Origin of the sequence: Devosia ureilytica, assembly GCF_024273195.1 — a bacterium.
GTDB lineage: Bacteria > Pseudomonadota > Alphaproteobacteria > Rhizobiales > Devosiaceae > Devosia > Devosia ureilytica.
Genome location: NZ_JAMZCU010000001.1, coordinates 728,660 through 752,973, shown reverse-complemented (window position 1 = coordinate 752,973; position 24,314 = coordinate 728,660). Strand labels below are relative to the sequence as shown.

The 24,314-nt window shown below is 63.0% G+C and carries 23 protein-coding genes; 12 read left to right on the top strand and 11 right to left on the bottom strand.

Annotated features, from left to right (window positions below):
- The first annotated feature begins 15 nt into the window (after nucleotides 1-15).
- Genes NIM87_RS03635 through NIM87_RS03625 form a run of 3 tightly spaced genes read left to right on the top strand, consistent with a single transcriptional unit; the run spans nucleotide 16 to nucleotide 2,804 of the window.
- Nucleotides 16-882: a YicC/YloC family endoribonuclease gene (locus tag NIM87_RS03635; protein WP_254673316.1), complete on the top strand. Its 867-nt coding sequence runs from the start codon at nucleotides 16-18 to the stop codon at nucleotides 880-882.
- Nucleotides 883-893: 11 nt separating this feature from the next.
- Complete coding sequence (gene gmk / locus NIM87_RS03630) at nucleotides 894-1,532, top strand: guanylate kinase (RefSeq protein ID WP_254673246.1); 639 nt, start codon at nucleotides 894-896, stop codon at nucleotides 1,530-1,532.
- A gap of 33 nt (nucleotides 1,533-1,565) precedes the next feature.
- Entirely contained in the window at nucleotides 1,566-2,804 is a 1,239-nt protein-coding gene (locus tag NIM87_RS03625) for an MFS transporter (protein WP_254673245.1), read from the top strand.
- Here the strand turns inward: NIM87_RS03625 and rsmA are convergent.
- The 5 genes from rsmA to NIM87_RS03600 form a co-directional block, all read right to left on the bottom strand.
- On the bottom strand, nucleotides 2,801-3,643 hold the full coding sequence (gene rsmA / locus NIM87_RS03620) for a 16S rRNA (adenine(1518)-N(6)/adenine(1519)-N(6))-dimethyltransferase RsmA (protein WP_254673244.1): 843 nt from the start codon (nucleotides 3,641-3,643) through the stop codon (nucleotides 2,801-2,803). The two genes, NIM87_RS03625 and rsmA, sit on opposite strands and share 4 nt — an antisense overlap.
- Nucleotides 3,640-4,641, bottom strand: coding sequence for a 4-hydroxythreonine-4-phosphate dehydrogenase PdxA (pdxA, locus tag NIM87_RS03615; RefSeq protein WP_254673243.1), 1,002 nt, complete (start codon nucleotides 4,639-4,641; stop codon nucleotides 3,640-3,642). The genes rsmA and pdxA overlap by 4 nt, the downstream gene beginning before the upstream one ends.
- Before the next feature lie 92 nt (nucleotides 4,642-4,733).
- On the bottom strand, nucleotides 4,734-5,621 hold the full coding sequence (locus tag NIM87_RS03610; protein ID WP_254673242.1) for a peptidylprolyl isomerase: 888 nt from the start codon (nucleotides 5,619-5,621) through the stop codon (nucleotides 4,734-4,736).
- Nucleotides 5,622-5,744: 123 nt separating this feature from the next.
- Nucleotides 5,745-6,818: an LptF/LptG family permease gene (locus NIM87_RS03605; RefSeq protein WP_254673241.1), complete on the bottom strand. Its 1,074-nt coding sequence runs from the start codon at nucleotides 6,816-6,818 to the stop codon at nucleotides 5,745-5,747.
- On the bottom strand, nucleotides 6,815-7,885 hold the full coding sequence (locus NIM87_RS03600) for an LptF/LptG family permease (RefSeq protein WP_254673240.1): 1,071 nt from the start codon (nucleotides 7,883-7,885) through the stop codon (nucleotides 6,815-6,817). The genes NIM87_RS03605 and NIM87_RS03600 overlap by 4 nt, the downstream gene beginning before the upstream one ends.
- 172 nt (nucleotides 7,886-8,057) lie before the next feature.
- On the opposite strand from NIM87_RS03600, the gene NIM87_RS03595 reads away from it, so the two are divergent.
- Both NIM87_RS03595 and NIM87_RS03590 read left to right on the top strand, forming a co-directional pair.
- Nucleotides 8,058-8,510, top strand: coding sequence for a DNA polymerase III subunit chi (locus NIM87_RS03595; protein WP_254673239.1), 453 nt, complete (start codon nucleotides 8,058-8,060; stop codon nucleotides 8,508-8,510).
- Nucleotides 8,507-9,124, top strand: a complete 618-nt coding sequence (locus NIM87_RS03590; RefSeq protein WP_254673238.1) for a YitT family protein — start codon at nucleotides 8,507-8,509, stop codon at nucleotides 9,122-9,124. Before NIM87_RS03595 ends, NIM87_RS03590 begins: the two co-directional genes overlap by 4 nt.
- Nucleotides 9,125-9,130: 6 nt before the next feature.
- On the opposite strand, the gene NIM87_RS03585 is transcribed toward NIM87_RS03590, so the two are convergent.
- The 3 genes from NIM87_RS03585 to NIM87_RS03575 all read right to left on the bottom strand — a co-directional run bounded on the left by NIM87_RS03585 (nucleotide 9,131) and on the right by NIM87_RS03575 (nucleotide 12,883).
- Nucleotides 9,131-9,955 carry a DUF4344 domain-containing metallopeptidase gene (locus tag NIM87_RS03585; protein ID WP_254673237.1) on the bottom strand — a complete coding sequence of 275 codons (825 nt, stop codon included), beginning with the start codon at nucleotides 9,953-9,955 and terminating at the stop codon, nucleotides 9,131-9,133.
- Between the two features lie 59 nt (nucleotides 9,956-10,014).
- Nucleotides 10,015-10,821 (bottom strand): DUF4344 domain-containing metallopeptidase, encoded by an 807-nt coding sequence (locus tag NIM87_RS03580; RefSeq protein WP_254673236.1) that lies wholly within the window; start codon nucleotides 10,819-10,821, stop codon nucleotides 10,015-10,017.
- A 187-nt stretch (nucleotides 10,822-11,008) separates the two neighbouring features.
- Nucleotides 11,009-12,883, bottom strand: coding sequence for an ABC-F family ATP-binding cassette domain-containing protein (locus NIM87_RS03575; protein ID WP_254673235.1), 1,875 nt, complete (start codon nucleotides 12,881-12,883; stop codon nucleotides 11,009-11,011).
- A gap of 94 nt (nucleotides 12,884-12,977) precedes the next feature.
- Here NIM87_RS03575 and NIM87_RS03570 point away from each other — a divergent pair, with 94 nt between their 5' ends.
- The 3 genes from NIM87_RS03570 (at nucleotide 12,978) to NIM87_RS03560 (ending at nucleotide 16,058) form a co-directional block, all read left to right on the top strand.
- Entirely contained in the window at nucleotides 12,978-13,385 is a 408-nt protein-coding gene (locus NIM87_RS03570) for a hypothetical protein (protein WP_254673234.1), read from the top strand.
- 76 nt (nucleotides 13,386-13,461) lie between these two features.
- Nucleotides 13,462-13,884: a nucleoside-diphosphate kinase gene (ndk, locus tag NIM87_RS03565; RefSeq protein WP_254673233.1), complete on the top strand. Its 423-nt coding sequence runs from the start codon at nucleotides 13,462-13,464 to the stop codon at nucleotides 13,882-13,884.
- A 236-nt stretch (nucleotides 13,885-14,120) separates the two neighbouring features.
- Nucleotides 14,121-16,058, top strand: coding sequence for a DEAD/DEAH box helicase (locus NIM87_RS03560; protein WP_254673232.1), 1,938 nt, complete (start codon nucleotides 14,121-14,123; stop codon nucleotides 16,056-16,058).
- On the opposite strand, the gene NIM87_RS03555 is transcribed toward NIM87_RS03560, so the two are convergent.
- The gene (locus tag NIM87_RS03555; RefSeq protein ID WP_254673231.1) at nucleotides 16,059-17,267 is read right to left on the bottom strand and encodes an MFS transporter; all 1,209 of its coding nucleotides are present in this window, start codon (nucleotides 17,265-17,267) and stop codon (nucleotides 16,059-16,061) included.
- A 214-nt stretch (nucleotides 17,268-17,481) separates the two neighbouring features.
- Here NIM87_RS03555 and NIM87_RS03550 point away from each other — a divergent pair, with 214 nt between their 5' ends.
- Complete coding sequence (locus NIM87_RS03550; RefSeq protein ID WP_254673230.1) at nucleotides 17,482-17,814, top strand: DUF718 domain-containing protein; 333 nt, start codon at nucleotides 17,482-17,484, stop codon at nucleotides 17,812-17,814.
- A 68-nt stretch (nucleotides 17,815-17,882) separates the two neighbouring features.
- Here the strand turns inward: NIM87_RS03550 and NIM87_RS03545 are convergent, their stop codons facing one another.
- On the bottom strand, nucleotides 17,883-18,494 hold the full coding sequence (locus NIM87_RS03545; RefSeq protein WP_254673229.1) for a MarR family winged helix-turn-helix transcriptional regulator: 612 nt from the start codon (nucleotides 18,492-18,494) through the stop codon (nucleotides 17,883-17,885).
- 137 nt (nucleotides 18,495-18,631) lie between these two features.
- On the opposite strand from NIM87_RS03545, the gene NIM87_RS03540 reads away from it, so the two are divergent.
- The 3 genes from NIM87_RS03540 to NIM87_RS03530 all read left to right on the top strand — a co-directional run bounded on the left by NIM87_RS03540 (nucleotide 18,632) and on the right by NIM87_RS03530 (nucleotide 23,340).
- Nucleotides 18,632-20,209: an MDR family MFS transporter gene (locus NIM87_RS03540; RefSeq protein WP_254673228.1), complete on the top strand. Its 1,578-nt coding sequence runs from the start codon at nucleotides 18,632-18,634 to the stop codon at nucleotides 20,207-20,209.
- Between the two features lie 326 nt (nucleotides 20,210-20,535).
- Nucleotides 20,536-21,156 carry a hypothetical protein gene (locus NIM87_RS03535; RefSeq protein WP_254673227.1) on the top strand — a complete coding sequence of 207 codons (621 nt, stop codon included), beginning with the start codon at nucleotides 20,536-20,538 and terminating at the stop codon, nucleotides 21,154-21,156.
- Between the two features lie 81 nt (nucleotides 21,157-21,237).
- The gene (locus NIM87_RS03530; RefSeq protein WP_254673226.1) at nucleotides 21,238-23,340 is read left to right on the top strand and encodes a molybdopterin-containing oxidoreductase family protein; all 2,103 of its coding nucleotides are present in this window, start codon (nucleotides 21,238-21,240) and stop codon (nucleotides 23,338-23,340) included.
- Here NIM87_RS03530 and NIM87_RS03525 read toward each other — a convergent pair.
- Nucleotides 23,328-24,095, bottom strand: a complete 768-nt coding sequence (locus tag NIM87_RS03525) for a sulfite exporter TauE/SafE family protein (protein WP_254673225.1) — start codon at nucleotides 24,093-24,095, stop codon at nucleotides 23,328-23,330. The genes NIM87_RS03530 and NIM87_RS03525 overlap by 13 nt on opposite strands.
- Nucleotides 24,096-24,314: the final 219 nt, after the last annotated feature.

Sequence of the window (24,314 nt, the reverse complement as noted above, 5' to 3'; positions counted from 1 at the left end):
GCAGCCCTATCCAGCATGACCGGCTTTGCCCGCGCCGAGCGGCAAGCCGGGTCATTGCGGGTGCGGATCGAACTCAAATCGGTCAATGGACGCGGGCTGGACATGCGGTTGCGCCTGGCGCCGGGGCTGGATGCCGTGGAAATTCCGCTGCGGCAAATGCTGTCCAAGGCGCTCAGCCGTGGTTCGGTCAACCTGGTTGCAACGCTTGATCGCAGCGGCGCCTCGGGCAGTGTTCGGGTCAACGAAACAACGCTGGCCGCGGTGCTGGCGGCGCTGGATGATCTCGGCAGGCGCTTTGAAGCAGCGCCACCCCGACTGGACGGCATTCTGGCCCTGCCGGGCGTTCTCGAGGTGGATGACCGGGCGGGGGGCATCGACGAAGACGAGCGATCCGCGCTGATCCTTGATTGCGCTGCCGAGGCCATTGAACGCCTCAAGGTTGCACGGTTGCAGGAGGGGGCGCTCATTGCGCCCGTGCTGTTCGATCAGCTCGACACCATTGCCGTGTTGGTGGGTCGGGCTGAGACGCATCCGTCGCGTGGCCGCGAGGTCATCCAGGCACGCTTGCGCGAACAGCTCGCCGCCCTTGGCGACGACACCGGCCTGCCGCCGGATCGGCTGGCGCAGGAGGCACTGCTGCTGGCTACCAAGGCCGACATTCGCGAAGAGCTGGACCGCCTGCGGGCCCACATCGCTGCAGCGCGAAAGCTGATTGCCGAAGGTGGCCCGGCGGGTCGCCGCCTTGATTTTCTGGCGCAGGAATTCAACCGCGAGGCCAATACGCTGTGCTCCAAGGCAAACGCGGTGGACCTCACCGCCATCGGCCTTGACCTCAAGGCGGTGATCGATCAATTACGCGAGCAAGTTCAGAACATCGAGTAGAGGCCGGATAAATGGATTTTCAGCGCCGCGGCGTCATGCTGGTGATTGCCTCGCCCTCAGGCGCCGGAAAATCCTCGATCTCGCGGTCGCTGTTCCAGCAGGACCCCAATATTCGCCTCTCGGTTTCGGTTACCACACGCGCCCGGCGCAGCGACGAGGTTGATGGCACCCATTACCATTTCATCGACGTGCCCACCTTCAACCGCATGAAGGCCGACGACGGACTGCTCGAATCCGCCGAAGTTCACGGAAACTTCTATGGCACCCCGCGCGCCCAGGTCGAGGAGCAGCTGGCCGCGGGCAACGACATCCTCTTTGACGTCGACTATCAGGGCACTCTCCAGCTCTATGAAAAGTGCCGCGAGGACATGGTGACCGTTTTCATCCTCCCGCCCACCATTGAGGAATTGCGGGCGCGGCTGGAGCGTCGCGCCCAGGATAGCGTCGGCACCATCGAGAAACGCCTGCGCAATGCCCGGATCGAACTCGATCACGCCAGCGAATATGAATATGTCATCATCAACCGCGATCTTGAGCAATCGGTTCAGAACGTCAGGTCGATCCTTGCCTCGGCCCGGCTCAAGCGCGAGCGCCAGACCAATTTCACCAGTTTCGTCAAAGACTTGCAGAGCCAGATCGACTCACTCTGAGAGCGACTTGAATCGATGAGTGAGCCAGGGAATGTGACCAAGTCGATCGTTCCCGCCATCCGGCGCGGAACGCCCGAATTTGTCCGGGCCAATATCGCCTTTTTCCTGTCGGCCTTTTCGGTCTTTGCCTCGCTCTATTCGGTGCAGCCGCTGCTGCCGATGTTCGCGCAATATTGGGTGCGTGATGCGGGCACCGCGTCGCTGGCGCTGTCGGCAACTACGGCCACCATGGCCGTCGCGCTCATTCCTGCCAGCATGCTGGCCGACCGGCTGGGACGCCGCCGGCTGATCGTGGGGGCGCTGCTGATCACGGCATTCCTCGGCATGCTGTTGCCCTTTACCCAGGTGTGGTGGCAGTTGATCACCCTGCGCACCATGATGGGGCTGACGCTGGCCGGGATACCAGCGGTGGCCATGGTCTATCTCTCCGAGGAGATGGACCCGGGGGCGCTGGGCTATTCCATGGGCCTCTATATCGGCGGCACCGCCATTGGCGGCATGGCCGGTCGTGTCATTTCGGGCGTCCTGTCGGATGTCCTGGGCTGGCGGCTCGGCACCGGCATCCTGGGCGGACTGATCGTCGTGGCGGCCATCGCCGTGGCCATGCTCCTGCCCAAGCCGCGTGCCTTCGTTCGTGATCCCATCGGCCTGCCCGAACTGTGGCGACGCTGCCGCGCCAGTTTTGACGATGCGGCGCTGCCCTGGCTCTTCGCCAGCGCCTTCCTGCTGATGGGCGGCTTTGTGACGCTCTACAATTATGCCGGCTTCCGCCTGGCGCTGCCGCCCTTCGCGCTCAGCCATTCGGCCATTGCCTCGATCTTCCTGGTCTATCTGCTGGGCAGCGTCAGCTCGACCTGGGCCGGCGGCCTGTCGCAGCGGCTGGGGCGCCGAAAAGTCTTCTGGGCACTGGTGGCGCTGATGGGCGCGGGCATGGCCGTCACCATGGTCGACAACACGGCCGCGATCATCACCGGTCTCGCCGTGGCCACCATGGGCTTCTTTGCGGCCCATGGCATCGCCAGCGCCTGGGTTACCCGCCGCGCCCGTACCGGCAAGGCACAGGCATCGGCGATGTATCTGGTGGCCTATTACCTCGGCGCCTCGATCCTCGGAACCCTGGGCGGCTACGCCTGGACCGCCTGGGGCTGGCCCGGGGTCATGCTGGTCAGCGGCGGCGCGGCGATGTTGGCGCTGCTGGTCGCGATCAGGCTGGTGTTTATTGCGCCATTGGCGGAGCCGGAGCGGCCTATGGAGCCGCCCGCAGCCACTTAGCGCAGCCCAGGCAGTGCTCTGGCCATGGCGAGGAAGGCCTCGATGGGCAGGTCTTCGGCGCGTTCGTCGCCTTTGAGCCCGGCGGCCGCGAGCAGGCCTTCGACCGGGACGCCGAGGGATTTGAGCGACTGGCGCACCATCTTCCGGCGCTGCCCGAAGGCGGCCTTGGTGACCTGCTCGACCAGCTTGACCGGCAGTCCGGCCTCGACCGGCTTGGGCACGATATGCACGACCGCCGAAGTGACGTTGGGCGGGGGCACAAAGGCCTGCCGGCTCACATTGAAGGCAATGCGCGCATCACTCCGCCAGCCGGCCAGAACGCCAAGGCGGCCATAGTGATCGTCGCTGGGCCGGGCGACAATGCGCTCGGCCACTTCGCGCTGGAACATCAGCGTCAGGCTTTCAAAGAAAGAGGGCCAGGGTTCCATGGTCAGCCAGCCGGTCAGCAAGGGCGTACCGATGTTATAGGGCAGGTTTGCAATGATCCGGGTTGGTCCATCGGCCAGCTGGCGGTAATCCATCTCCATGGCGTCGCCGCCGATCACGGTCAGGCGGCCCGGGTAGGCGTCGGCCACCTCGGCCAGCGCGGGCAAGGCGCGGGCGTCGCGCTCGATGGCGATCACTTCCCTGGCGCCTTCTGCCAGCAGGGCCCGCGTGAGGCCACCGGGGCCGGGGCCAACCTCGATTACGCGCACGCCTTCAAGCGAACCGCCGACGCGAGCAATGCGGGCGGTGAGGTTGAGATCGAGCAGGAAGTTCTGTCCGAGTTCTTTTTTGGCGCGCAGGCCATGGGTTGCGATGACCTCGCGTAGGGGCGGGAGATTGTCGATCTGGCTCATGGCTTCGGTGCCGTCATCTGGTCTGCCATGGCAATGGCCGCGGCGAAGCTGGAAGGAGAGGCCTTGCCGGTGCCGGCAAGGTCGAAGGCGGTGCCGTGATCGGGGGAGGTGCGCACGATGGGCAGGCCCAGGGTGATATTGACCCCCGCGTCGAACGCCACAGTCTTGATCGGGATCAGCGCCTGATCGTGATACATGGCCAGGACCGCATCATATTGCCGCCAATGCGGCGGGTAAAACAATGTGTCGCCGGGCAGGGGCCCTATGGCGTCGATGCCCTCGGCCTGCGCATCGGCAATCGCCGGCCCGATGATTTCAACATCCTCCCGGCCAATGGTGCCGCCTTCGCCCGCATGGGGATTAAGACCCGCTACGGCAATGCGCGGCGCAGCAATGTGGAAGCGCTGCCGCAGGTCATGAGACATGACTTTGAGAGTTTCGAGGATGAGCTTGCGGTTGATCAGGCCCGGCACGTCCTTGATCGGCACATGAATGGTCAGCGGCACGGTGCGCAGATCGTCATGAGCCAGCATCATCACCGGCAGCTTTGGGGTGCCGCCCATTGCGCACAGTTCGGCGAGGAATTCGGTATGCCCCGGGTGCTTGAATCCGGCGTGATAAAGAGCGCCCTTGTGGATGGGCGCCGTCACCACCGCGCGGCAATGCCCGGTCATGGTCGCCTCGACCGCCTGGGTAATGGCATTGATCACCACGGGCGCCGCATGCTGGTCCGGTGCGCCGGGGGTGTCCTCGACGGTGCCGTCTATGGAGACGACGGGCAGCGCCTGCGCGAAGACATCAAGGGCGTTATCGGCATCCACGGTCGCAATTGCGATATCGAGCCCCAGCCGCTGCGCACGCGCCTTGAGGAAGCCACCATGGCCGAAAACCACGAAAGGCGGCAGGCCGCGTGCCTCGCGCTGTGCGTAGAGGGCCAGCAACAGGTCCGGGCCGATGCCGGCCGGCTCGCCCATGGTCAAGGCCAATGGCCTGGTCATTCTGGCCCCCAATGACAGAGCGGCCGCACAGTTATGCGGCCGCTATTCAGCCCAGTTCGTTCGGGCGACGTTCAGTGCGAGTGCGGCTCGCCTTACTGGTAGATAATCTTGGCCTGGCTGCGCAAGCGTTCGAGGAACGCCTTGGTCTCACGCTCCATCGCGTCGCCACCAACGTCGTCGCGCAGGCCGCCCTTGACGAAGGTCAGGTCCTGGGCCTGAACCTTTTCGCAAATGGCCAGCATGGACAGACCGCTGGCCACGGCGCGCGGCTTGGTAATGCCGCCGACATTAAGGCCGGCCAGTTCCTTGGCGATGGCATCGGGCATCTGGGTCGCATGACGGCGACCGACATCAACAACAGCGACATCGGTATAGGCGAGGGACAGCTCCACCGCCGTGCCGCAGCCGGCAAAGCTTGAGCGGTATTGATTGGCCTGGCCCGAACGGCTGCCGCCAACAAAGGTAACTTCCTTGAGGATGTAGTCGAAATTCTGGAAGTCAGCGAGCTGCTGAGCTGCCTGCTGGTCGAGCTCAAGCTCGGAAATCTGCACCTGCGGCGCCACGGCGGACTCCGCCAGCGAATTCCAGGCAATGGCCGCCCGCAGGCGATCCTGCAAGGTGGTGCTGCTGACGCCACCCTCCTGCAACATCTGCTGAAGCCGGTCGCGGCTGACATTGAGATTGCGCGCAATCTGCAGGAAAGCGTCGTCGACCTGAGCATTAGACACGTTGATGCCGATGCGCTTGGCCTCCTGGATCTGGATCGCCTCGGTGATCAGTTGTTCCAGTGCGCCATTGCGGCCGGTGTTATTGCCCTCCATACGGAACAGGCGCAGCCGCTGGTCCACCTGCACATCGCTGATCGGCTCGCCATTCACTGTCACCACAGTGGCAGCCATCGCCGGAACGGCGGGGATAAATGCCAGAGCGAGGCCGATGAACATCGCGCCGCAGGCGCGCCGAAGATTTGCAAGTGTCATGGTCAGGTCCGCCTCTCGAGTAACGCCTTCAATGCGGCGTTGTGGCCACGCTGTCAATTGATCGATGAATACGGCCAAAATCGGAACGCCGCAGCGCTCCTGCCTCGGCGGCCGGCAGGATCATCAAGTCCAGCCATCCTCTTTGCGCAGCAAGACTGTAATGCCGATAACAATGGCGACGACAGCGGGTCCGACCGCTGCAAAGATAGGGTCAAGAACGCCCGTGGAGCCCGCGCGATCTGCCATTTCGGTGATCACGAAGACGACAAATCCCAACACGATCCCATAGAGCACCGCCGGGCCGAACTGTGTTCGCCGATTATAGCCGGCGGTAAAGGCGAAGGCGATGAGCAGGGAACCGGTCAGGACCAGCGGCAGGGCCAGAAGCTTGATAAGCCGCATGGCCGTCGCCGCCCGGACCGAAGGGTCACTGACGCCGCGCTGAAGCAAGCGGGCCAGTTCAAAGAATGTCTGATCCTCGGTGGAAGCTAGCTTGAGACTGATTTCGGCGGCGGTCGAGGTTGTTGGCACGCGAACACCGAAAACCGAGCGGGCAGGGCCATCAGGCGTGCGCGCCGTGGCGATGGGGAACGTCCAGTATCCGGCCTCAAGCATGGCTTCGGGTGCTTCGAGGCGCGGAATATCACTGGGGCCAAGGTGGAACAGCTTGACGTCGGCCAATGTCGAGCCGCCGTCGGCCATGCTGCGCGCCATCAATACATAGTGCGCGTCTTCGCCGCGCTGCTCGAGCCAGATTTCGCCTGCTGGCGTCAATTGCGCCGTCTGTCCCGGCGGGGTCGGCGCCAGGTCGCGGTTGATCTGGTTGCTGATCGTTTCGGCGCCCAGCGCAATGATGAAGCTGGCGGCGATCAGCACCAGAACGGGGGCGCGCAAAAGCCGCCAGATGGAGATGCCGGCGGTTTTGATGACAGTCAACTCGTGCCGCATCTTGAGGTCAACGAGGCCCAGGATTGCGCCCATCAGAACCGTGACCGGCAGGGTCTTGATGGTCCAGCGGACCGCACTCATGGCAACCATGAGGATGCCCATGTGCAGGCCGCGCTGTTCGGAAACATAGGTGAAGCGCCAGGTGTCCAGCGATTCCACCAGCGCAATCAGTCCGTAGAAAATGAACACTGTCGCGGCGATGCGGCTCGATAGGCGCGCCAGGACAACCATGTCGATGCGGCTGATCATGCCGGCACCCCCATTGTTGGTCGACGCGGCCACAGGCGCATCGCCAGAACGAAGGCCGCGGCGAGGATCAGGACAATGGCTCCCGTAGCGCTGCCGAGCGGGCTATAGGCGCTGAGGCCGCGTTCGCCGAAAGCGACCAGCATGACAATGGCCTCAAGCGGCAGCTTGATCCGCAAGCGATTGCCACTCGGGAAGCCGGCCATGGCCACGACCAGCAGCACCAGTCCCAGAACCCGCAGTGCCTCAGCGGAGCGGTCGAGCAGGCGCTTGACGATGGCAGGCGTCCATCCGGTTTCGTTGAGGGCCCGGTCAATCAGGCTGAAGCTGTTCATTTCCGCCAGTTCATCCACCCGAAGCGTCTGCTGGGACAGGCTTTCGACGCTGACGTCATAGCGGGTGAAGCGGATTTCCGAATAGCGGCCGTCTGACTCGAGATATTGCAGTGTGCCGTCCCGGAGCTGGAGCACATAGTCGTCATCGACGCCCATCACCCGGGCCGACGCCGCGATATAGGTGCGCCTGGTGTCAGGATCGCGCCGGTCATCGGCGTAGAATTCGGTGATCTGGCCACCGTCGGCACGACCTCCAATGAGGAGAATGACCCCCGGCGTAACCTGAGTGAACCGATTGGGCTTGAGGGTCGAGCTGACGAGGTCGGCGGCCACTTCGGCAGACAATTGGTTGAGGTGCCGGTTGGCGAGCGGTTCGAGCACATGGGCCAGCAGCAGCACAACCGCTATAGCACCGGTGCAGGTGACGGCAGTGGCACGCCAAAGCCCTGCAAGACCCTTGCTGGTGTGGATGATATGCAGTTCATGGCTGGCCTGCAGCGCCGTGAGCGCGCGCACCACGCCAATGCCCACGCAGATATAGAAGAACGACAGCGCCAGCGGCGGCATGGTGTACAGCGCTTGCAAGGCGAGGGTGCCGAATCCCTGGCCCTTGACCGACACGACATCGAACGAGCGCAGGCAATTGACCAGCCAAAGCAGGAAACACACGATCCCGAACAGGATCAGGGCATCGGTGGCGAATAGCCGCGTCAGATAGCTCGTCAGTCGTCTCATGCGGGGATCGAAAGCCAGTCCGCCATTTCGGCCATTGAAAACAGTCGAATTTTACCTTGCGGCAGTTCGGGCACGGGCACAATCACTCATCGGCTGTGCTACCCGTTCGGTGCATTCCAGCGTGTCGCGCGACTCGCTGGCGAAACCAATGCCCGAGCGATAGGGTAATTGCATGGCCGAAGTCTTGTTTTATCATCTCGAAACCCGCCCGCTTGAGGCCGTGATGCCGCTGCTGCTCGAAAAGACGCTTGAGCGCGGCTGGCGCGCCGTGATCGAAGTCGGCTCTCGCGAAAGGGCGGAAGCACTGGACGCCCATCTCTGGACCTATCGCGACGACAGTTTCCTGGCCCATGGCATGGCCGGCGAGGACGCCGACGCGCATCAGCCAATCCTGATCACTACCGAGTCGGACAACACCAATGGCGCCGCCGTGCGCTTTTTCGCCGATGGCGCGGTGCCGCAATCGGGCGAGGGCTATACGCGTCTGGTGTATCTGTTTTCCGGGCACGACCCGGACGCGGTGGCGGCGGCGCGGCTGGCCTGGAAGACGCTCAAAGGCAGCAATACCCTGACCTATTGGCAGCAGGACGCCAATGGCCGTTGGGAAAACAAGGCACAGGCATGACCCCCGACCTCTCGACGCCCAGCCGCCACAAGTGGCACGAAGACATTTTTGCCATCCTCATCGGCACAATGCTGGTGTCGCTCGGCATTGCCTTTTACGCCCAGGTCCAGCTGACCACCGGCAGCAGCGCCGGCCTGGCGCTGCTCCTGCAATATGTCACCGGCATTCCCTTCGGCTGGCTGTTCTTCGCCATCAACCTTCCGTTCTACGGCCTGGCTTTCTGGCGCATGGGATGGCCCTTCGCGGTCAAGACCATCGCCAGCGTGGCGCTGGTGTCTTATTTCACCAGCCAGATTCCCGCCTGGATCGGCATCGAGCAGATCCATCCGCTGTTCGCAGCGCTGGTCGGCGGCGGGTTGATGGGCCTGGGCATCCTCTCGCTGTTCCGCCACAAGGCCAGCGTCGGCGGCATCAATATCCTGGCGCTCTACTTGCAGGATAATTTCGGCATCCGCGCCGGCTATTTCCAGCTGGGCGTCGACGCAGTCATCCTGATCATAGCCTTTTTCGTGCTGCCGTTTGACCGGGTGCTCTATTCAATCCTCGGCGCGCTGGTGCTCAACATGATCATCGCCCTCAACCATCGGCCGGGGCGCTATGTCGGGTTCAGTTGACGTGCCTTAATTGGCGGTGTCACCCCAGCCCACGATGTCGTAGAGGTACATGTAGAACATGTGCTCGGCCATTTCGTAGCAATAGATGACCTCGCTGTTGCTCGGATCGTAGAAGGCGTTCGGCTCCCCGCATTGGGTGGCGCGGAAGGTGACGGGGCCAGGCAGGTTGAAGCTGGCGGCCACTGTCTCGGCCGCATATTCCATGATGCGGTAGTCCTTGAGCGCCAGTGCGTAAACTTCGTAGTCCCCGGCATCCTCATAGATGACCTCGATGCTGGCGCCCGCTTCCGCCTCCGTCAGATGCGGATCAAGCAGGGCCATCCACGAGGTGAAGGCCTGCTCATAAGTGTACCCACAATCCTCCTGCTGGTCAGGGTCGATCTCGTAGATGTCGGCCGTCTCGCCAAAGGCCTCCGGGTCCTTGCCCACCATCATGCAGACCATGGCATAGGCCCGCTGAATATCGAGGCTGTGCTCGTCATAATAGGAAAATTCATCAACGCCCGAGCCCGTCGACTGGACGGCGTTGAAATACCATCCATCCGCAGCATCAATCAGAGCGTCATAACTGTCTTCGCCTTCGTCGAATTCGAGCAGCCAGATGGTGGCCAGAGCGTCGACGGCATCTTCTTCCTTGCCCAGCACCGGCAAGCCCAGTTCGCCGACCAGCAGATGGCCGATCTCGTGATACATGGTGAAGGCCGCATCGTGGAGCGCAAAGGCCATGGCCTCGCCCAGGATCGGGTCATCCTGGTCCTGCCCGTGGACTGGCGCCATTGACAGGCCCAGGCACAACGTCGCTGCGGCCGCTGCCGCCATCATCGTCTTCATATCAAGTCCCCCAGAAAAGGGGCAAAACGCCCCCTTGATGCCCGGATATCCAGGCGCGCTCAGTCCCGACGCCGCTGCGGAAGATCGTCCACATAGAGCTGCATGAAATCCTCCATCAGCTCATAGCAGAAGATGATTTCAGTTGTCGCGGGGTCGTAGAAAGCATTGGATTCGCCGCAGCGCCGCGCGGTGAATTTGACCCGGTCATCAATCCGGTAGCCCCGGCGCAGCTCTTCGGCCACATCGTCGAAAATGCCGCTGCCGCGAAACACGCGCTCGGCCAGTCGCAGCCGGGTGCCGCCATCGTGATAGGTGACATCGACGCGCGTACCCGATGCACTTTTCGCCAGCAGATCGGCGAGGGTGCGGTCAACCAGCCCATAGTCGAAAAGACAAGTGTGTTGCCGCTCGGACGGAATATTGTAGGCATCGGCGACGCGGCGGAAAGCGGCGCCATCGGCCCCCACCATGAGGCAAACGATCTGCATGGCCCGGTGCCGGTCGGGGCTGTAGCCCGAGGCATAATCTTCGCCACCGAAGTAATCGTCATAGCTCCGCCCCGTCAGCACCCAGCCATGAGCCGCGTCCTCGAGCGTCAGGTTTGCCTCAGGCGTATTCTTCTGCAGCAGCACCCAGGTGGCGATATTGTCGGCGGCGTCCTCTTCCCGGCCCAGCACGGGTAAGGCCAGCGTATCAATCAGGAGATGCGCCACTTCGTGATATAGCGTGAACAGGCCATTGTTGATGGCAAAGCGCAGCGTGTCGGCGCGTTCCTGCTTGCTCAGTCCCGACAGGTCAAGGGCCGTCGCGGGGAGGGCGCCCAGCGACAGGAAAATCGCGACGATCAGAGCGAACAAGCGCGTCATCTAGGCCTCACATCCATTCAGGATGCAGAAAAGGCCAGCCAGAAGTCGCCGTCAATGTCATCGAGGGCAATTGGTCAACGAACTGGCTTAACGGCCTGGGACCGATCGACAATCAACTGACGCTGGCCTGCACATAGCAGTTTTCCGCGCTGCCGGTGGCTGAGCCTGAGCTGATTAGCGACTGGTCCTAAGCCTGTTCGGCCGCTTCCAGCTCTGCGCTCAGCTCGAGCCATTTTTCTTCAAGTACTTCGAGATCGGCGCCAAACCGGGCCTTGTCCTTACCCAGAGCGATAACCTTGTCCGCCGGGCCATCATAGACCTTGGGATCAGCCAGTTGCACTTCGACCTTCTCAAGTTCGGTCTTGAGGCGCTTCATCCGGGTTTCAGCGTCGGTGATGGCTTTCTTGAGCGGCGCCAACTCGGCTCGGCGCGCCGCAGCTTCCTGCCGCGACTGCTTGCGGTCGCCGCCATTGGCATTGCCACCGCCGTTGCGGCCCTCTTTGTTGGACGTGATGCTGCGCTGATAGCTGTCCAGGTCTTCGTCCAACTCGCGGATAGTGCCGTTTTCGGCGATCCAGAGCGTGTCGCAAGTGGCTTCGATCAGGTGGCGGTCGTGGCTGATGATCAGCACGGCGCCTTCATAATCGTTCAGCGCATGCACCAGCGCATCGCGACTGTCGATGTCGAGATGGTTGGTCGGTTCGTCGAGGATCATCATCGACGGGCCCGAAAAGGTGATCAGCCCCATAAGCAGGCGCGCGCGCTCGCCACCCGAAAGGTTCTTCGCCTTGGTGTCCATGCGGCTGGTGTTGAGCCCCATCTGCGCCAGGCGGCTGCGGCGTCGGGCCTCGTTTTCCAGCGGCATCAGCGCCGTCACATGCTCAAGCGGCGTGTCCTCGGGCCTGAGCTTGTCCATCTGGTGCTGGGCGAAATGGGCGATTTCGAGCTTCTTGTTGATCCGCATGGTGCCCTCGATCACCGGGATATCCCCGGCGAGCAGCTTGGCGAAGGTCGACTTGCCATTGCCGTTGACGCCGATCAGCGCAATGCGCGCGTCCGGGTCCATGCGTTGGGTGATATTCCTGAGGATGACCTTGTCGCCATAGCCGGTCGATACCCCATCCAGGGTAATCATCGGGGTAGGCAGCTCCACCTTGGGCTGCTGGAACTTGAAAGGGGAGGCGTGCTCATCGAACATGGCCGCCGGGGGCTTGAGCTTTTCGATCATCTTGACGCGGGCCTGGGCCTGCTTGGCCTTGGTGGCCTTGGCCTTGAAGCGATCCACGAATTTCTGCAGATGCGCGATCTGGTCCAGCGTCTTGTCGCGGGTCTTGTTGTTGAGCTCCATCTGCATGCGGCGCGTGGCTTCGAACGTGTCGTAATTGCCCTTGTAGAAGGTCAGCTTGCGGTGCTCGAGATGCACGATGGAATTGACCGCCTTGTTGAGGAGGTCGCGATCATGGCTGATCAGGAAGACCGTATAGGGATAGGTGGCGAGATATTTCTCGAGCCACAATGTGCCTTCGAGATCGAGATAGTTGGTCGGTTCGTCGAGCAGCAGCAGGTCGGGCTGTGAAAACAGCACCGCCGCCAGCGCCACGCGCATGCGCCAGCCGCCCGATAGTTCGCGGGTCGGAGCGTTCTGCCGGTCGTGCTCAAAGCCCAGACCCTTGAGGATTGAGGAGGCGCGGGCCTCGGCGCTATGGGCGTCGATGTCGGCCAGGCGCATGTGAATGTCGCCGATCCGGTGCGGGTCGGTAGCGGTTTCAGCTTCGGCCAAAAGCGCCGTGCGCTCCTTGTCGGCGGCCAGCACCACTTCGAGCACGGTTTCGGAGCCAGCAGGGGCTTCCTGCGCCACCGCACCGATGCGCGCCTTCTTGTTGACCTCAATGGAGCCGGCATCCGGGCCGATATGCTGCTGGATCAGGTGAAACAGCGTGGTCTTGCCGGTACCGTTCTTGCCGACGAACCCGGCCTTGACCCCATCGGGCAGCACCAGAGCCGCATCCTCGAATAGCTCACGCCCCTGGATGCGATAGGTCAGGTTATTGATGGTCAGCATGCCAAAATCTCGCCAATCCTATGATCAGGATGGCGGTCCATATAAGAATTGCGATGTTTGGTGAGCCAATACCGCGCGCTTGAGGAGATGTCTAATGCACAGATCGATGAGGTCCTTCCCGCTGGCGCTTGCGCTCACGCTGAGTTGCGCCGCCGTATTCGCCCAGGAGGCGGCCAATTTCACCGCGCTGACGGCATGCCGCATCGATAGCGAACGCGTTCTGCTCCGCGCCACATTCGATGGTGGTGCCTGCCAGGCCGTGGAACCCGCCCAACTCGCCGAGCCGCGTGGCACCATCGTGTCCGTGCACTTGCCCACCGTAAATACCGCGCAGATGTGCACCATGCAGATCGTGCCGGTCCAAACCGAGCAGGTGATCGAGGCGGGCGAGCTGATTGCCAATCTGGACGTAACTGTGGGTGACCCGGAGAATAACCAGATTGTCCATGGCGAGGTGGAAGTCGAGGAAGGCAACGGCGATTGCCTCGTGTCTCTGGGTTGATGAGGCGTCTTGCCTCCGTCAAACTCTACCGCTACAAGGCGCCACCTTTCCAACAGACCCATTCAAGGATCGACCCATGGCGCTCGAACGCACCTTCTCCATCATCAAGCCCGATGCCGTCCGCCGCAACCTGATCGGCAAGATCGTTGCCAAGTTCGAAGAGGCCGGTCTGCGCCCCATCGCGATGAAGAAGATCCACATGACCCGCGCCCAGGCCGAAGGCTTCTACGCGGTCCACAAGGAACGCCCCTTCTTCGGTGAGCTGGTCGAGCAGATGATTGCCTCGCCCGTCGTCGTGCAGGTGCTGGAAGGCGAAGGCGCCATCCTCAAGAACCGTGAAATCATGGGCGCGACCAACCCGGCAAATGCAGCCGAAGGCACCATCCGCAAGGAATTCGCTCTCTCCGTCGGCGAGAACTCGGTCCACGGTTCGGACGCTCCTGAAACGGCTGCCGAAGAGATCAAGTTCTTCTTCTCGGACGACGAAATCGTCGGCTAACACCGACCTATCGACGCACTCGGTTGTCACCCCGGCGCAGGCCGGGGCCCATCTTGAGATCAGGCCGCCCAGACGGGGCGGCCTTTTTGCTTGTTCGTGCTATAGTGACACGAACGCCTCCTGGGTCATTTCGTCATGATGGCGAAATCCCTTTGAACGACACCAGAAAATTGTCGGAGCTTCTCGAATGGTCGGGACCTGGCACGCATGGTGTATCCCGCTCCGAAAGAACTGCTTTGTCCCTTCCTGATACTATCCTCGCCCCCATCGCCCGCGCCCTTGAGGCCAAGGGCTATGACAGCCTCACCCCGGTGCAGGCCGCCGTCATTGAGGATCAGACCGAAGGCCGCGACCTGCTCGTTTCCGCCCAGACCGGATCGGGCAAGACTGTCGCCTTCGGCATGGCCATTGCGCCGACCCTGCTCGGCGGCGCCGACATGCTGCCGCCGCCGGGCGCGCCGCTGGCCCTTGTCATTGCGCCAACCCGCGAGCTGGCCATGCAGGTGCAGCGCGAACTGACCTGGCTCTATGCGCCGCTGCACGCCCAGACCGCCGCCGGCGTTGGCGGCATGGACCAGCGCACCGAACGCCGGGCGCTTGAGCGTGGCGCCCATATCGTCGTGGGGACGCCGGGCCGCCTGCGCGACCACATTACGCGGGGCGCCCTCGATACCTCCGCGCTCCGTGCCGTGGTGCTCGACGAGGCTGACGAAATGCTCGATCTCGGGTTCCGCGAGGACCTTGAGTTCATCCTGGCCGCGGCCCCCGAGGACCGTCGCACGTTGTTGTTCTCGGCCACCGTGCCCCGGCAGATTGCCGAGCTGGCCAAGACCTTCCAGCGCAATGCCCTGCGCGTTTCGGCCGTCAGCTCGGGCTCGCAGCATGCCGATATCGACTACAAGCTCATGTCGGTGCCCGCCAATGAGCGTGAAAACGCCGTGATCAATACGCTGCTCTGGTATGAGAGCACCAATACCATCGTCTTTGCCTCCACCCGCGAGGCGGTGAAGCACCTGTCAGCGCGGCTGCACAATCGTGGCTTCGATGTGGTGACGCTCTCGGGCGAGCTCAGCCAGGCCGAACGCACCAATGCGCTGCAATCCATGCGCGATGGCCGGGCCCGCATCTGCGTTGCCACCGACGTCGCCGCGCGCGGCATCGATCTGCCCAATCTCGACCTGGTCATCCACGCCGACCTGCCGATGAATGCGGAAACGCTGCTGCATCGCTCGGGCCGCACCGGCCGGGCAGGGCGCAAGGGCACCTGCGTGGTCATCGCCCCGGCCCACCGGAAGCGCGTGGCTCTTTCGATCCTGCGGACGGCGAAAATCGAAGCAGAAATGCAGGCCCCGCCCAGCGCCGCCGATATCGACGCGCGCTATCGCGAACATATCCTGTCAGCGGACACCTTGAGCACTGCGGCGAGCGAAGATGAAGCCCCGATGGTGGCTCAACTGCTCGAGCGCCATGCGCCCGAAGCCATTGCTGCAGCCTATCTGCGCTTGCAACTGGCCGCCCGGCCGGTGCCAGAGGATGTCACCGTCACCTCGCAGGACGATTTCGGTGCGCGCGAGCCGCGTAGCCGCGAGGCCTTTGCTGGCGGCAGCTGGTTCAAGGTCAATCTGGGTCGCAAGCAGCGAGCCGAGCCGCGCTGGCTGCTGCCGATGATCTGCAAGGCTGGTGGCGTCACCAAATCGGCCATTGGATCGATCCGCATTTTTGATACGGAAACGATCTTCGAGATCGCCGCCGACAAGGTCGACAGCTTCCTGCGCAATGTCGGCACCAATGGCACCGGCGAGCGCGGCGTCAACATCAGCGCTGTCGATGGTCCGGGCGAACGCCCCGAGCGCCCGAAGTCCAACCGCCGTCCGCCCGGCCCGCCGGAGCGCTACGACCCGATGGCGCCGCGTCCCGAACGCGCCGACCGCAAGGAACGCTACGCCAAGCCGCGGTCCGACGATGGGTTCGAAGCGATGATGGAAACGCCGCGTCCTCCGCGCGAGGCGCGTCCGGCAAAGGCAGCAAAGCCCTTCGCCGCCAAGGAGAAATCCTTCCCCAAGGACAAGGGCAAGCCGGCCTGGTCCAAGCCCGCTGCCGAAGGCGAAGCTCGCCCGCCCAAGAAGAAGGCGGCCAAGCCCAAGGACCACAAGAAAAGCCGCGCCGACGACTGATCAGGCGGTGACAGGTTTGGGCCGGCCCAGCCGGCTCAAATTGCCAAAGGCCATGATGGCTGCGCCAACAACCGACAGACCGGCTGCCACGCCCAGTGCCAGCCGGTAATTGCCACCGCCCGCCAGGATGCCGAAGCCGGCCGCGCCAAGCAGGTTGGCGGCGATGGCGACAATATCCATCAGCGAGGTTGACAGGCCGACGCGGCCTTTGATGGCATCCTGAATATAGGGAATGTTGACGCTCATTAGCGCGGCCGTACCCAAGCCATTGAGCAGCAATAGCCAGTAAAGCGCCGTCATATTGGTCAGGACGCTGCTCAGCCCCATGAACACGGCCATCACCAGGCCGGCGGCGGCGAGCAAGGTTTCCTTACTCAGCCGCGTGGTCAGATAGGCCAGCAGCATCATGCAGGGCGCTTCCACCGCCGCGGTGATCCCCGCGTAGAACCCCACATCTGTCACCGTGCCACCCAGGTCCGTGACGATGAACAGCGACACGCTCAGCGTCAGCAATCGCATCGCTCCGACCATCACGATCAGGCCCAGAAGCCCCGCGAGAATTCCGGGCCGCAGGGCAAAGACGGACAGCAGCGACGCGCCCTTTTCGCGCACGGGAGCAGGCATTTGCACGGCCGTGCTGGCATCGGTCATCAGCAGGGCGAAGACCCCCGCCATCACCGCATAGCTCAGCGACGATGCCAGATAGACATTGAAAATGCTGAACTCGGCCGCCACCCAGCCGGCCAGCGGCGGCACGATGATCCAGGCCAGCGTGAACACCGTCCGCAAGGAGGTGACCATGAAATCCGCCTTGTCCGGGCGATGCTTGAGATAATAGACGCGAAGATAGCCAAAGCTCTGCCCGTAGGACGCTCCCGCCAGCGGCATGATCAGCCCCATGGCGATGGCAAAGCTGGCTTGCGAAGGGGCGATATAGATCAGGCCATGGGCAAGGATGCCGGCCAGCGCCGTGATCAGCACCAGCAAGCGCCGGTCGCGCAGCTTGTCGGAGAGATAGCCCAGCCCCAGCGAAACAAAGGTGCCCACGATGGCGCCTGCGCTCATGATCGTCGCGAAAAGGCCTGGCGACATGCCCAGCGTATCCACACCCACCAGCGACGCATAAGGCATGGTCGCGGCGTAAGTGACGCCCGAAAAGAACATATTGGTGCCAAGCAGCGCCGTTACCGGTATGCGCCTTTGCGTCATTTTCAAGCTGATCCTCCCCAGGCGGCAAGACTGCTAGGCGCATAAACCCTTGCTGTCCAACAAATCGTATTCATGACAGCGATCACCCCTATGCGTTGAGACCCGAGCTCAGGCGGTCCGTTGAATCCCCTGTAACCTCCGCTGCGGCAGGCGTAGAATGGGACACCGCGTCAGCCCACGTGGGTGGCCTGAGCGGCTAACATGGGAGGCGTCGATGACGGCCTACAATATTGTGCGTATGCGGGTGAAGCCCGGTTTTGAAGACGCGTTGATAGCCCATCACGGTAGCATGCTGGAATCGGCCGGCGAGGAATTCAAGGCGGCCGGCATGCACCGCTTCAGCCTGGTCAAGACCGGGGATCGTGACTTCTACTTCCTGGGCGAGTGGGACGGCTTCGACAGTATCGTCAAGGCTCGGCCCGCAATGATCCGCTCGCTCGATGGCATGCGCTCGATGCTCGAAGACCTCGGCGGCGACCTCGGCGTAACCGATCCAGCGTCGGGAGAGGCCGCAGCCGAATACGACGTGCGCAGCGCCGTCCACTAGCGCGCCGCCTTCAGTCTTGCCGGCAGTTGCCGGTGATATAGGGAGCGCCACAGAAGCGGCGCCCATGGTTAGCTCGGCTCGGAAACCTTGCCGGCCTTGTTGATGTCCTTGGCCAGGGCTTCAATCTCGCCAGCATGCTTTTCCGTGGCTGGATCGATGCCATCCATCCAGGTGCCAAAGCGCTTGAGCAGCGGCACGAAGGCGGCGAGTTCGGTCGCGTCCCACTCACTCAGAAAATCGCCCATGATCAGGAATTTATAGGCGCGCACGGCATCGACCACGACCCGGCCCCGCTCGGTCAACTCGATAATGGTGCGCCGCGCATCGGCCTGGCTGACCGCGCGGCGGGCAAAGCCCTGATCCACCATCTCGCTCACCAGACGACTGGCGCGCGACGGGTCGATATTGAGCCGCTCGGCGACCGTTGCGACCATCGTTTCGCCCTGACTTTCGCCAAATTCGGGGGCAGGAGCATCGATAGCCGTGAGCACGTCCAACTGGGCCAGATCGATCCCCACCTTGAGATCGAGCAGGGCGCGATGGCCCAGCTCGCGCTTCATAGCCCGGCGGCGCCATTTCTGCATCAGCCCGTCAATATCCATCACGGCCTCCGCTGTGGCGGTGGCAATGCCGGCTTGGCGCAGTAGCGCAGCCAGTTCTCTCTTGTCGCCCAAAGGCATGGCAGCCCTCGCAGTTTTGCATGTCCGTGGCAATTGCATGCTGTTGACATGTAATTGTCCTGGGCACATATATGCGCTCAGAATTGAATTCTCAAGGGCCGCAACAAATCGCGGCCCGGCCCGCAAGGAATGCCCTAATGTCCGAAACCGTTCAACCGGCCCAAGCGCCGGACAATCCCTCCATTGCCCTGATAATCGGCGCTGTCGCCGTTACCCTGCTGCTCGCCTCGCTGGGCCAGACCATCGTCTCGACCGCGCTGCCCTCCATTGTCGGCCAGCTTGGCGGCCTCGATCACCTGACCTGGGTGGTCATCGCCTATCTGCTCAGCTCCACGGTGGTGGCGCCCATCTATGGCAAGCTCGGCGACCTCTTTGGCCGCAAGATCGTCCTGCAGGCCGCTATCGTCATATTCCTCCTCGGCGCATTGCTCTCGGCCATGGCCACCAGCATGACCTTCCTGATTGCGGCGCGCGCCATTCAGGGCCTCGGGGGCGGCGGACTGATGGTGGTCGCCATGACGGTCGTGGCCGACATCATTCCCCCGCGCCAGCGCGGCAAGGTGCAGGGCCTGTTCGGCGCCGTGTTCGGCGTCGCCACGGTGGTCGGCCCGCTGCTTGGCGGCTTTATTGTCGAGCACATTTCCTGGCAGTGGATTTTCCTCATCAACCTGCCGCTCGGCGTGCTGGCTCTGGCCATCATCGCCGTTGCGCTCAAGCCGCGTGGCATTCGGGTCCAGCATTCCATCGACTATTCCGGCTTCGTGCTGCTCTCGGGTGGGCTGACCGCCTTCGTGCTGGCCACCTCGCTGGGCGGCAACACCTTTGAATGGTTCTCGGTCCAGGTCATGGGGCTCATCGTGGCCGCCGTCGCCATGCTGGGCGCTTTCATCTGGGTGGAATCCCGTGCAGCCGAGCCGGTCCTGCCGCTGAACCTTTTCCGCAACAATACCTTTGCCGTCACCAGCGCCATTGGTTTTCTCGTCGGCATGGCCATGTTTGGCTCGATCACCTTCCTGCCCATGTATCTGCAGCTGGCCAAGGGCGTTTCACCCACTGACTCCGCGTTGCAGCTGCTGCCGATGATGGTGGGCCTGATTGGCACCTCGATGGTCTCAGGGTTCATCATGACCCGCACCGGGCGCTATAAGGTGCTGCCGCAGATTGCGACCTTTGTCCTCGTCGGTGGCCTGCTACTGCTCGCCACCATGCAGCTCGATACCCCGTCCTGGCAGATTGCGGTTTACATGTTCCTGGTTGGCGCCGGCATCGGCCCAGTCAACAGCGTCAGCATCACCGCAACGCAAAATGCCGTGGCGCGCGAAGTGGTGGGCACTGCCACCGCCGGCAATACGCTGTTCCGCCAGATCGGCGGCTCCATCGGCGTGTCGATCTTTGGGGCGATCTTTTCCAGCGGCCTGGCCGCCCGGCTGGGCGATATCATGCCGGAGGGCGGCGGCACGGGCAGCTTCAGTGCCCAGGCGGTTGCATCGCTGCCCGAGCCGGTCCGCACCATGGTGCTCGAAGCCTTCGCCTCGGCGCTCCACCCGGTGTTCTACACTGCCGCCGGTGCCGCCATTGTCGCCTTTGGCCTGAGCTTCTTGCTCGAAGAACTTACCCTCGCGACTTCCCTGCGCAAGGAGCCAGAAGCCGAAATCAATGCCGAAGAGGCCGCAACGGCAGCCATGGTCGGCGCCCCTGCGTCGGTGGCGCGCTAACCGGCGCAAAGTGCCCTTGTGAGCGAACGCCTCCCCGGCCGGGGAGGCGTCCTGCGAGATAAGTCGCATACAATTCCGAAATTTATTGCGTGGCTGGAGGGACTTGGAAGGAGCGCCGGATTCTGTCTGTCACCGGCTTGAATCAATCTGCGAGGCAATTGACTCAGAATGCGAAGTCGCGTCGATGCAACACCAGGCCTCGTTGATGCGGCTCGCCCCACTTATGGCGGAATTGTGAATGGCCAAATCACTTTATTTCCGTACCCTTAAGAGCAGAAATCCGCCGAACTTGCGTCACCGGCCCCCGCACCTTGGAGAATAGCAGAGTGCCTTTGCGTTGGCAGGAAGTGGCTTTGCCGCTTGTGACGATCACCCTACTCATCATCCTCAAGTACATTCCCGCCACCGCCCATCTGCCGCTCTCGCGTGCGGCCGGCGTGGTTGCATTTGGCTATGCCGCCTTCCTGGCCCTGCGCCTGCTCCAGCCCGAAGAGGCCGTGGTGGTTGAAGGGGGCTTGGCCGAACTGCGGCCCTCGATGGTCGAATATTTCGCCTGCTATGGCGCGGCAGGGCTGGCGGCTGTGCTGCTGTTTGCCGTTATTGTCATGGGCCATGTGGCCGATACAACCCAACTGATCGCGACCTATCTGGCCGTGCTGCTGCTTTCGGGCGGATCGCTTGGCATCGGCATGGCGGGGCTATTCACCCACACCTCCTGGGACCACAAGCAGGTCAGGCATCGCAATGCCATGGGGCGCGTCGTGGAACTGGACTGGTCCGATGTGCGTGTCGTTCGTCCCAATTGGCGCGGTGTCACCATTGCCGGCACCTCGGGCCGCATCACCTTCTCGCAATTCCACGCCGGCGCCGCCCAACTGGCCAAACACGCCGCGACCCGCGCCCGCCGCAATAGCGAAACGGCGACCAAGGCATTTGCCACGTCCTGAGGTCGTTCATCACCACCCCTGATCGACCCCATCACCACAATGCGATTGTCGCGGGCCGGGCGCGGGACTACCCTTGCTGCCATGAACGCTCCCATTGCCCAGCGCACCATCCGCTCTGTCTGCCCGCATGACTGCCCGTCGGTTTGCGCGCTCGATGTCGACATCCTGGCCGATGGCAGTGTCGGCCGCGTGCGTGGCGCCAAGGACGATCCCTATACCGCTGGCGTGATCTGCGAGAAAGTCGCCCGCTATGCCGAGCGCATCCATCACCCCGAGCGCCTGACCCACCCCATGCGCCGCATCGGCCCCAAAGGGGCAGGGCAGTGGCAGACCATCAGTTGGGACGAGGCGCTGGATGAAATCGCAGCACGCTTCCTTGAGGTCGAGAAGACCCACGGCGCCGAGGCCGTCTGGCCCTATTTTTATGCCGGCACGATGGGCCATGTGCAGCGCGACGGGATCGAGCGCCTGCGCGCCGTGCGCGGCTATTCGCACCAGTATGACACCATCTGCGTGGGCCTTGCCTGGCCCGGCTATATCGCGGGCACGGGCCTGCTCGGCGGGGTTAATCCCGAGCAGATGGCCGAGGCCGATTGCGTCGTCATCTGGGGGACCAATGCGGTTCACACCCAGGTCAATGTGATGACCCACGCCATGAAGGCCCGCAAGACCCGCGGCGCCAAGGTCGTGGTCATCGACATCTATCGCAACGCCACCATGGAACAGGCCGACATGGGGCTGGTCCTGCGTCCCGGTACGGATGGCGCGCTCGCCGCGGCCACCATGCATGTGCTGCTGCGCGACGGTTTGGCCGACCGCGCCTATATGGAAAAGTTCACTGACTTTTCCGCGGAGTTCGAGGCGCATCTGGCGACGCGCACGCCGGAGTGGGCGTCCGCAATTACGGGACTGTCCGTCTCCGAAATTGAAGCCTTCGCGCATCTGGTGGGCGAAACCAAACGAACCTTCTTCCGACTCGGCTATGGGTTCTCGCGCCAGCGTAACGGGGCCACAGCGGTTCACGCCGCGCTCTCCATTCCGGCCATGACCGGCGCCTGGCAGTATCGCGGCGGCGGCGCCTTCCATTCCAATTCCGGCACCTGGGGCCTCGACAAGTCGCGCCTCGAAGGCACGCACCTGCAAAAGGGCACGCCGCGTCTTCTCGACATGTCCGAAATCGGCCCCATCCTCACCGGCGACGCAAAGGCCCTCCAGGGCGGTGGGCCGGTGCACGCCATGATCGTGCAAAACACCAACCCGGCCACCGTTGCGCCCGAGCAGCAACTGGTGCGCCAGGGGCTGATGCGCGAGGACCTGTTCCTCGTGGTGCATGAGCAGTTCATGACTGAAACCGCCGAGCTGGCCGATATCGTGCTGCCGGCCACCATGTTCCTCGAACACAATGACTATTACACCCGCGGCGGCCATACCCGGGTGCTTTACGGCCCTGCTGTCGTCGAGGCGCCGGGCGAGGCCCGCTCCAACCACGATGTCATCAATGCCATCGCCCTTCGGCTTGGCAGCGACGATCCGAGTTTTCACGCCAGCGACCGCGATGTTGTGGCCGACACCTTTGCTCGCTCCAACTATCCGCCGCTCGAAGAGGTCGAAAAGACCGGCTTTATCGACCGCGAGCGGCCCGACGATGCTGCGCGTTTCGCCAAAGGGTTTGGCTGGCCCGATGGCCGTTATCGCTTCGCGCCGAATTGGAGCGATGTGGCCGAACGCAAGGGCTATCGCTGGGTCTGCGATCCGGCGGACATGCCGCGCTTTGCCGATCACTGGGCGATCAACGAAGCCGCAGACGCGGTGCACCCGTTCAAGCTCGCCACCAGCCCGGCCCGCGCCTTCCTCAATTCCTCGTTCAACCAGACGCCCGGCAGCATAAGGCGTGAGGGGGAACCGAGTGTGTTCATTCACCCCGAGGATGCGGCACGTCTGGGGATCGAGGATGGGGACCATGTCACCCTGGGCAACATGCGCGGCTCCGTGGACCTGACGGCCCGCATCCACGACGGCTTGCAGACCGGCGTGCTGATTGCGGAAGGTCTGCATCGCAACAAGGCGCATCGCGGCGGGCAGGGCATCAACATGCTGACCAGCGCAACCCCGTCACCACCCTTCGGGGGGGCGCCGTTCCACGATGCGGCGGTGTGGATCAGAAAGGCGAACTACGAAAAGTAGGCCGTCCAGAAGAAGTACCCGGTCATGCCGATGCCATAGACGATCACGCCGATGCGGATCCAATGGGTAGGGATGTATCTGGCGAGCCGCGCCGCGGCATAGCCGCCAATGGTCACGCCGACTAGCGCGATGGAGCCGTGGTACCAGTCGATGGAGGCATTGAGCGCAAAACGCGCCACGGCGACGACGGCGACGATGGACGAGATATAGAGTTTTAGCCCGTTCATGGCGTGGATGTCGGTCATGCCGGCCATGGCAAGGAACGCCAGCAACAAGATGCCCAGCCCGGCATTGAAGAACCCGCCATAGACACAGACCGCTGCCAGGAGCGCCAGCAGCAGCACCGCGCCCAGCGCCTGCATGCCGCGCTTTTCGCCACTGCGCGCTCGCAGCATGGTGTTGATCCTGTTGCCGAAGATGAACAGCGCCACGGCAAAGCCCATCAGCCAGGGCACCACCAGCGCAAACTGTTCGTCAGAAACCACCAGGAGCAATTCAGCGCCGACATAGCCGAAGAGCGCCGCGACTAGGCCGTAGGTGATCAGCTTGTCCTTGTAGCCCGCCACCGACTTCCAATAACCCGCCGCGCCGCTGACATAGCCGGGCAGGGCAGCATAAGTGTTGGAGGCATTGGCCAGAACTGGCGGCACGCCGGCAAATAGCAGCGCCGGGAAGACGATGAACGAGCCCCCGCCCGCCAGCGAATTGAGTGCACCGCCGAGAAGCCCGGCCAGGAACAAGAGTATTTCAGTCATCGTGCCCCCAAGGTGCGCAGGTGTCTGTTCCTAGCGCCCAATACCTATCTCGCCCAATGCAATTGTCTGATCGCCCCATCACGCCTTTTGATCGGCATCTTGACAGCAGCGCGGGCCGGGCGCATTTAGCCCCTCGGTTGCTGACGCCAGCCGTCCGCGGATCGCAAGGTCCTTGGTGAAGCTCAGCTCTCTTATGATCCCTTCGGTTGTTTTCTCCCA

Bases quoted from the DNA above. Each gene is read 5' to 3' on its own strand.
- NIM87_RS03635 (WP_254673316.1), top strand. From the start codon at position 16: ATGACCGGCTTTGCCCGCGCCGAGCGGCAAGCCGGGTCATTGCGGGTG.
- gmk (WP_254673246.1), top strand. From the start codon at position 894: ATGGATTTTCAGCGCCGCGGCGTCATGCTGGTGATTGCCTCGCCCTCA.
- rsmA (WP_254673244.1), bottom strand. From the start codon at position 3,643: ATGAGCCAGATCGACAATCTCCCGCCCCTACGCGAGGTCATCGCAACC.
- pdxA (WP_254673243.1), bottom strand. From the start codon at position 4,641: ATGACCAGGCCATTGGCCTTGACCATGGGCGAGCCGGCCGGCATCGGC.
- NIM87_RS03610 (WP_254673242.1), bottom strand. From the start codon at position 5,621: ATGACACTTGCAAATCTTCGGCGCGCCTGCGGCGCGATGTTCATCGGC.
- NIM87_RS03605 (WP_254673241.1), bottom strand. From the start codon at position 6,818: ATGATCAGCCGCATCGACATGGTTGTCCTGGCGCGCCTATCGAGCCGC.
- NIM87_RS03600 (WP_254673240.1), bottom strand. From the start codon at position 7,885: ATGAGACGACTGACGAGCTATCTGACGCGGCTATTCGCCACCGATGCC.
- NIM87_RS03595 (WP_254673239.1), top strand. From the start codon at position 8,058: ATGGCCGAAGTCTTGTTTTATCATCTCGAAACCCGCCCGCTTGAGGCC.
- NIM87_RS03590 (WP_254673238.1), top strand. From the start codon at position 8,507: ATGACCCCCGACCTCTCGACGCCCAGCCGCCACAAGTGGCACGAAGAC.
- NIM87_RS03585 (WP_254673237.1), bottom strand. From the start codon at position 9,955: ATGAAGACGATGATGGCGGCAGCGGCCGCAGCGACGTTGTGCCTGGGC.
- NIM87_RS03580 (WP_254673236.1), bottom strand. From the start codon at position 10,821: ATGACGCGCTTGTTCGCTCTGATCGTCGCGATTTTCCTGTCGCTGGGC.
- NIM87_RS03575 (WP_254673235.1), bottom strand. From the start codon at position 12,883: ATGCTGACCATCAATAACCTGACCTATCGCATCCAGGGGCGTGAGCTA.
- NIM87_RS03570 (WP_254673234.1), top strand. From the start codon at position 12,978: ATGCACAGATCGATGAGGTCCTTCCCGCTGGCGCTTGCGCTCACGCTG.
- ndk (WP_254673233.1), top strand. From the start codon at position 13,462: ATGGCGCTCGAACGCACCTTCTCCATCATCAAGCCCGATGCCGTCCGC.
- NIM87_RS03555 (WP_254673231.1), bottom strand. From the start codon at position 17,267: ATGACGCAAAGGCGCATACCGGTAACGGCGCTGCTTGGCACCAATATG.
- NIM87_RS03550 (WP_254673230.1), top strand. From the start codon at position 17,482: ATGACGGCCTACAATATTGTGCGTATGCGGGTGAAGCCCGGTTTTGAA.
- NIM87_RS03545 (WP_254673229.1), bottom strand. From the start codon at position 18,494: ATGCCTTTGGGCGACAAGAGAGAACTGGCTGCGCTACTGCGCCAAGCC.
- NIM87_RS03540 (WP_254673228.1), top strand. From the start codon at position 18,632: ATGTCCGAAACCGTTCAACCGGCCCAAGCGCCGGACAATCCCTCCATT.
- NIM87_RS03530 (WP_254673226.1), top strand. From the start codon at position 21,238: ATGAACGCTCCCATTGCCCAGCGCACCATCCGCTCTGTCTGCCCGCAT.
- NIM87_RS03525 (WP_254673225.1), bottom strand. From the start codon at position 24,095: ATGACTGAAATACTCTTGTTCCTGGCCGGGCTTCTCGGCGGTGCACTC.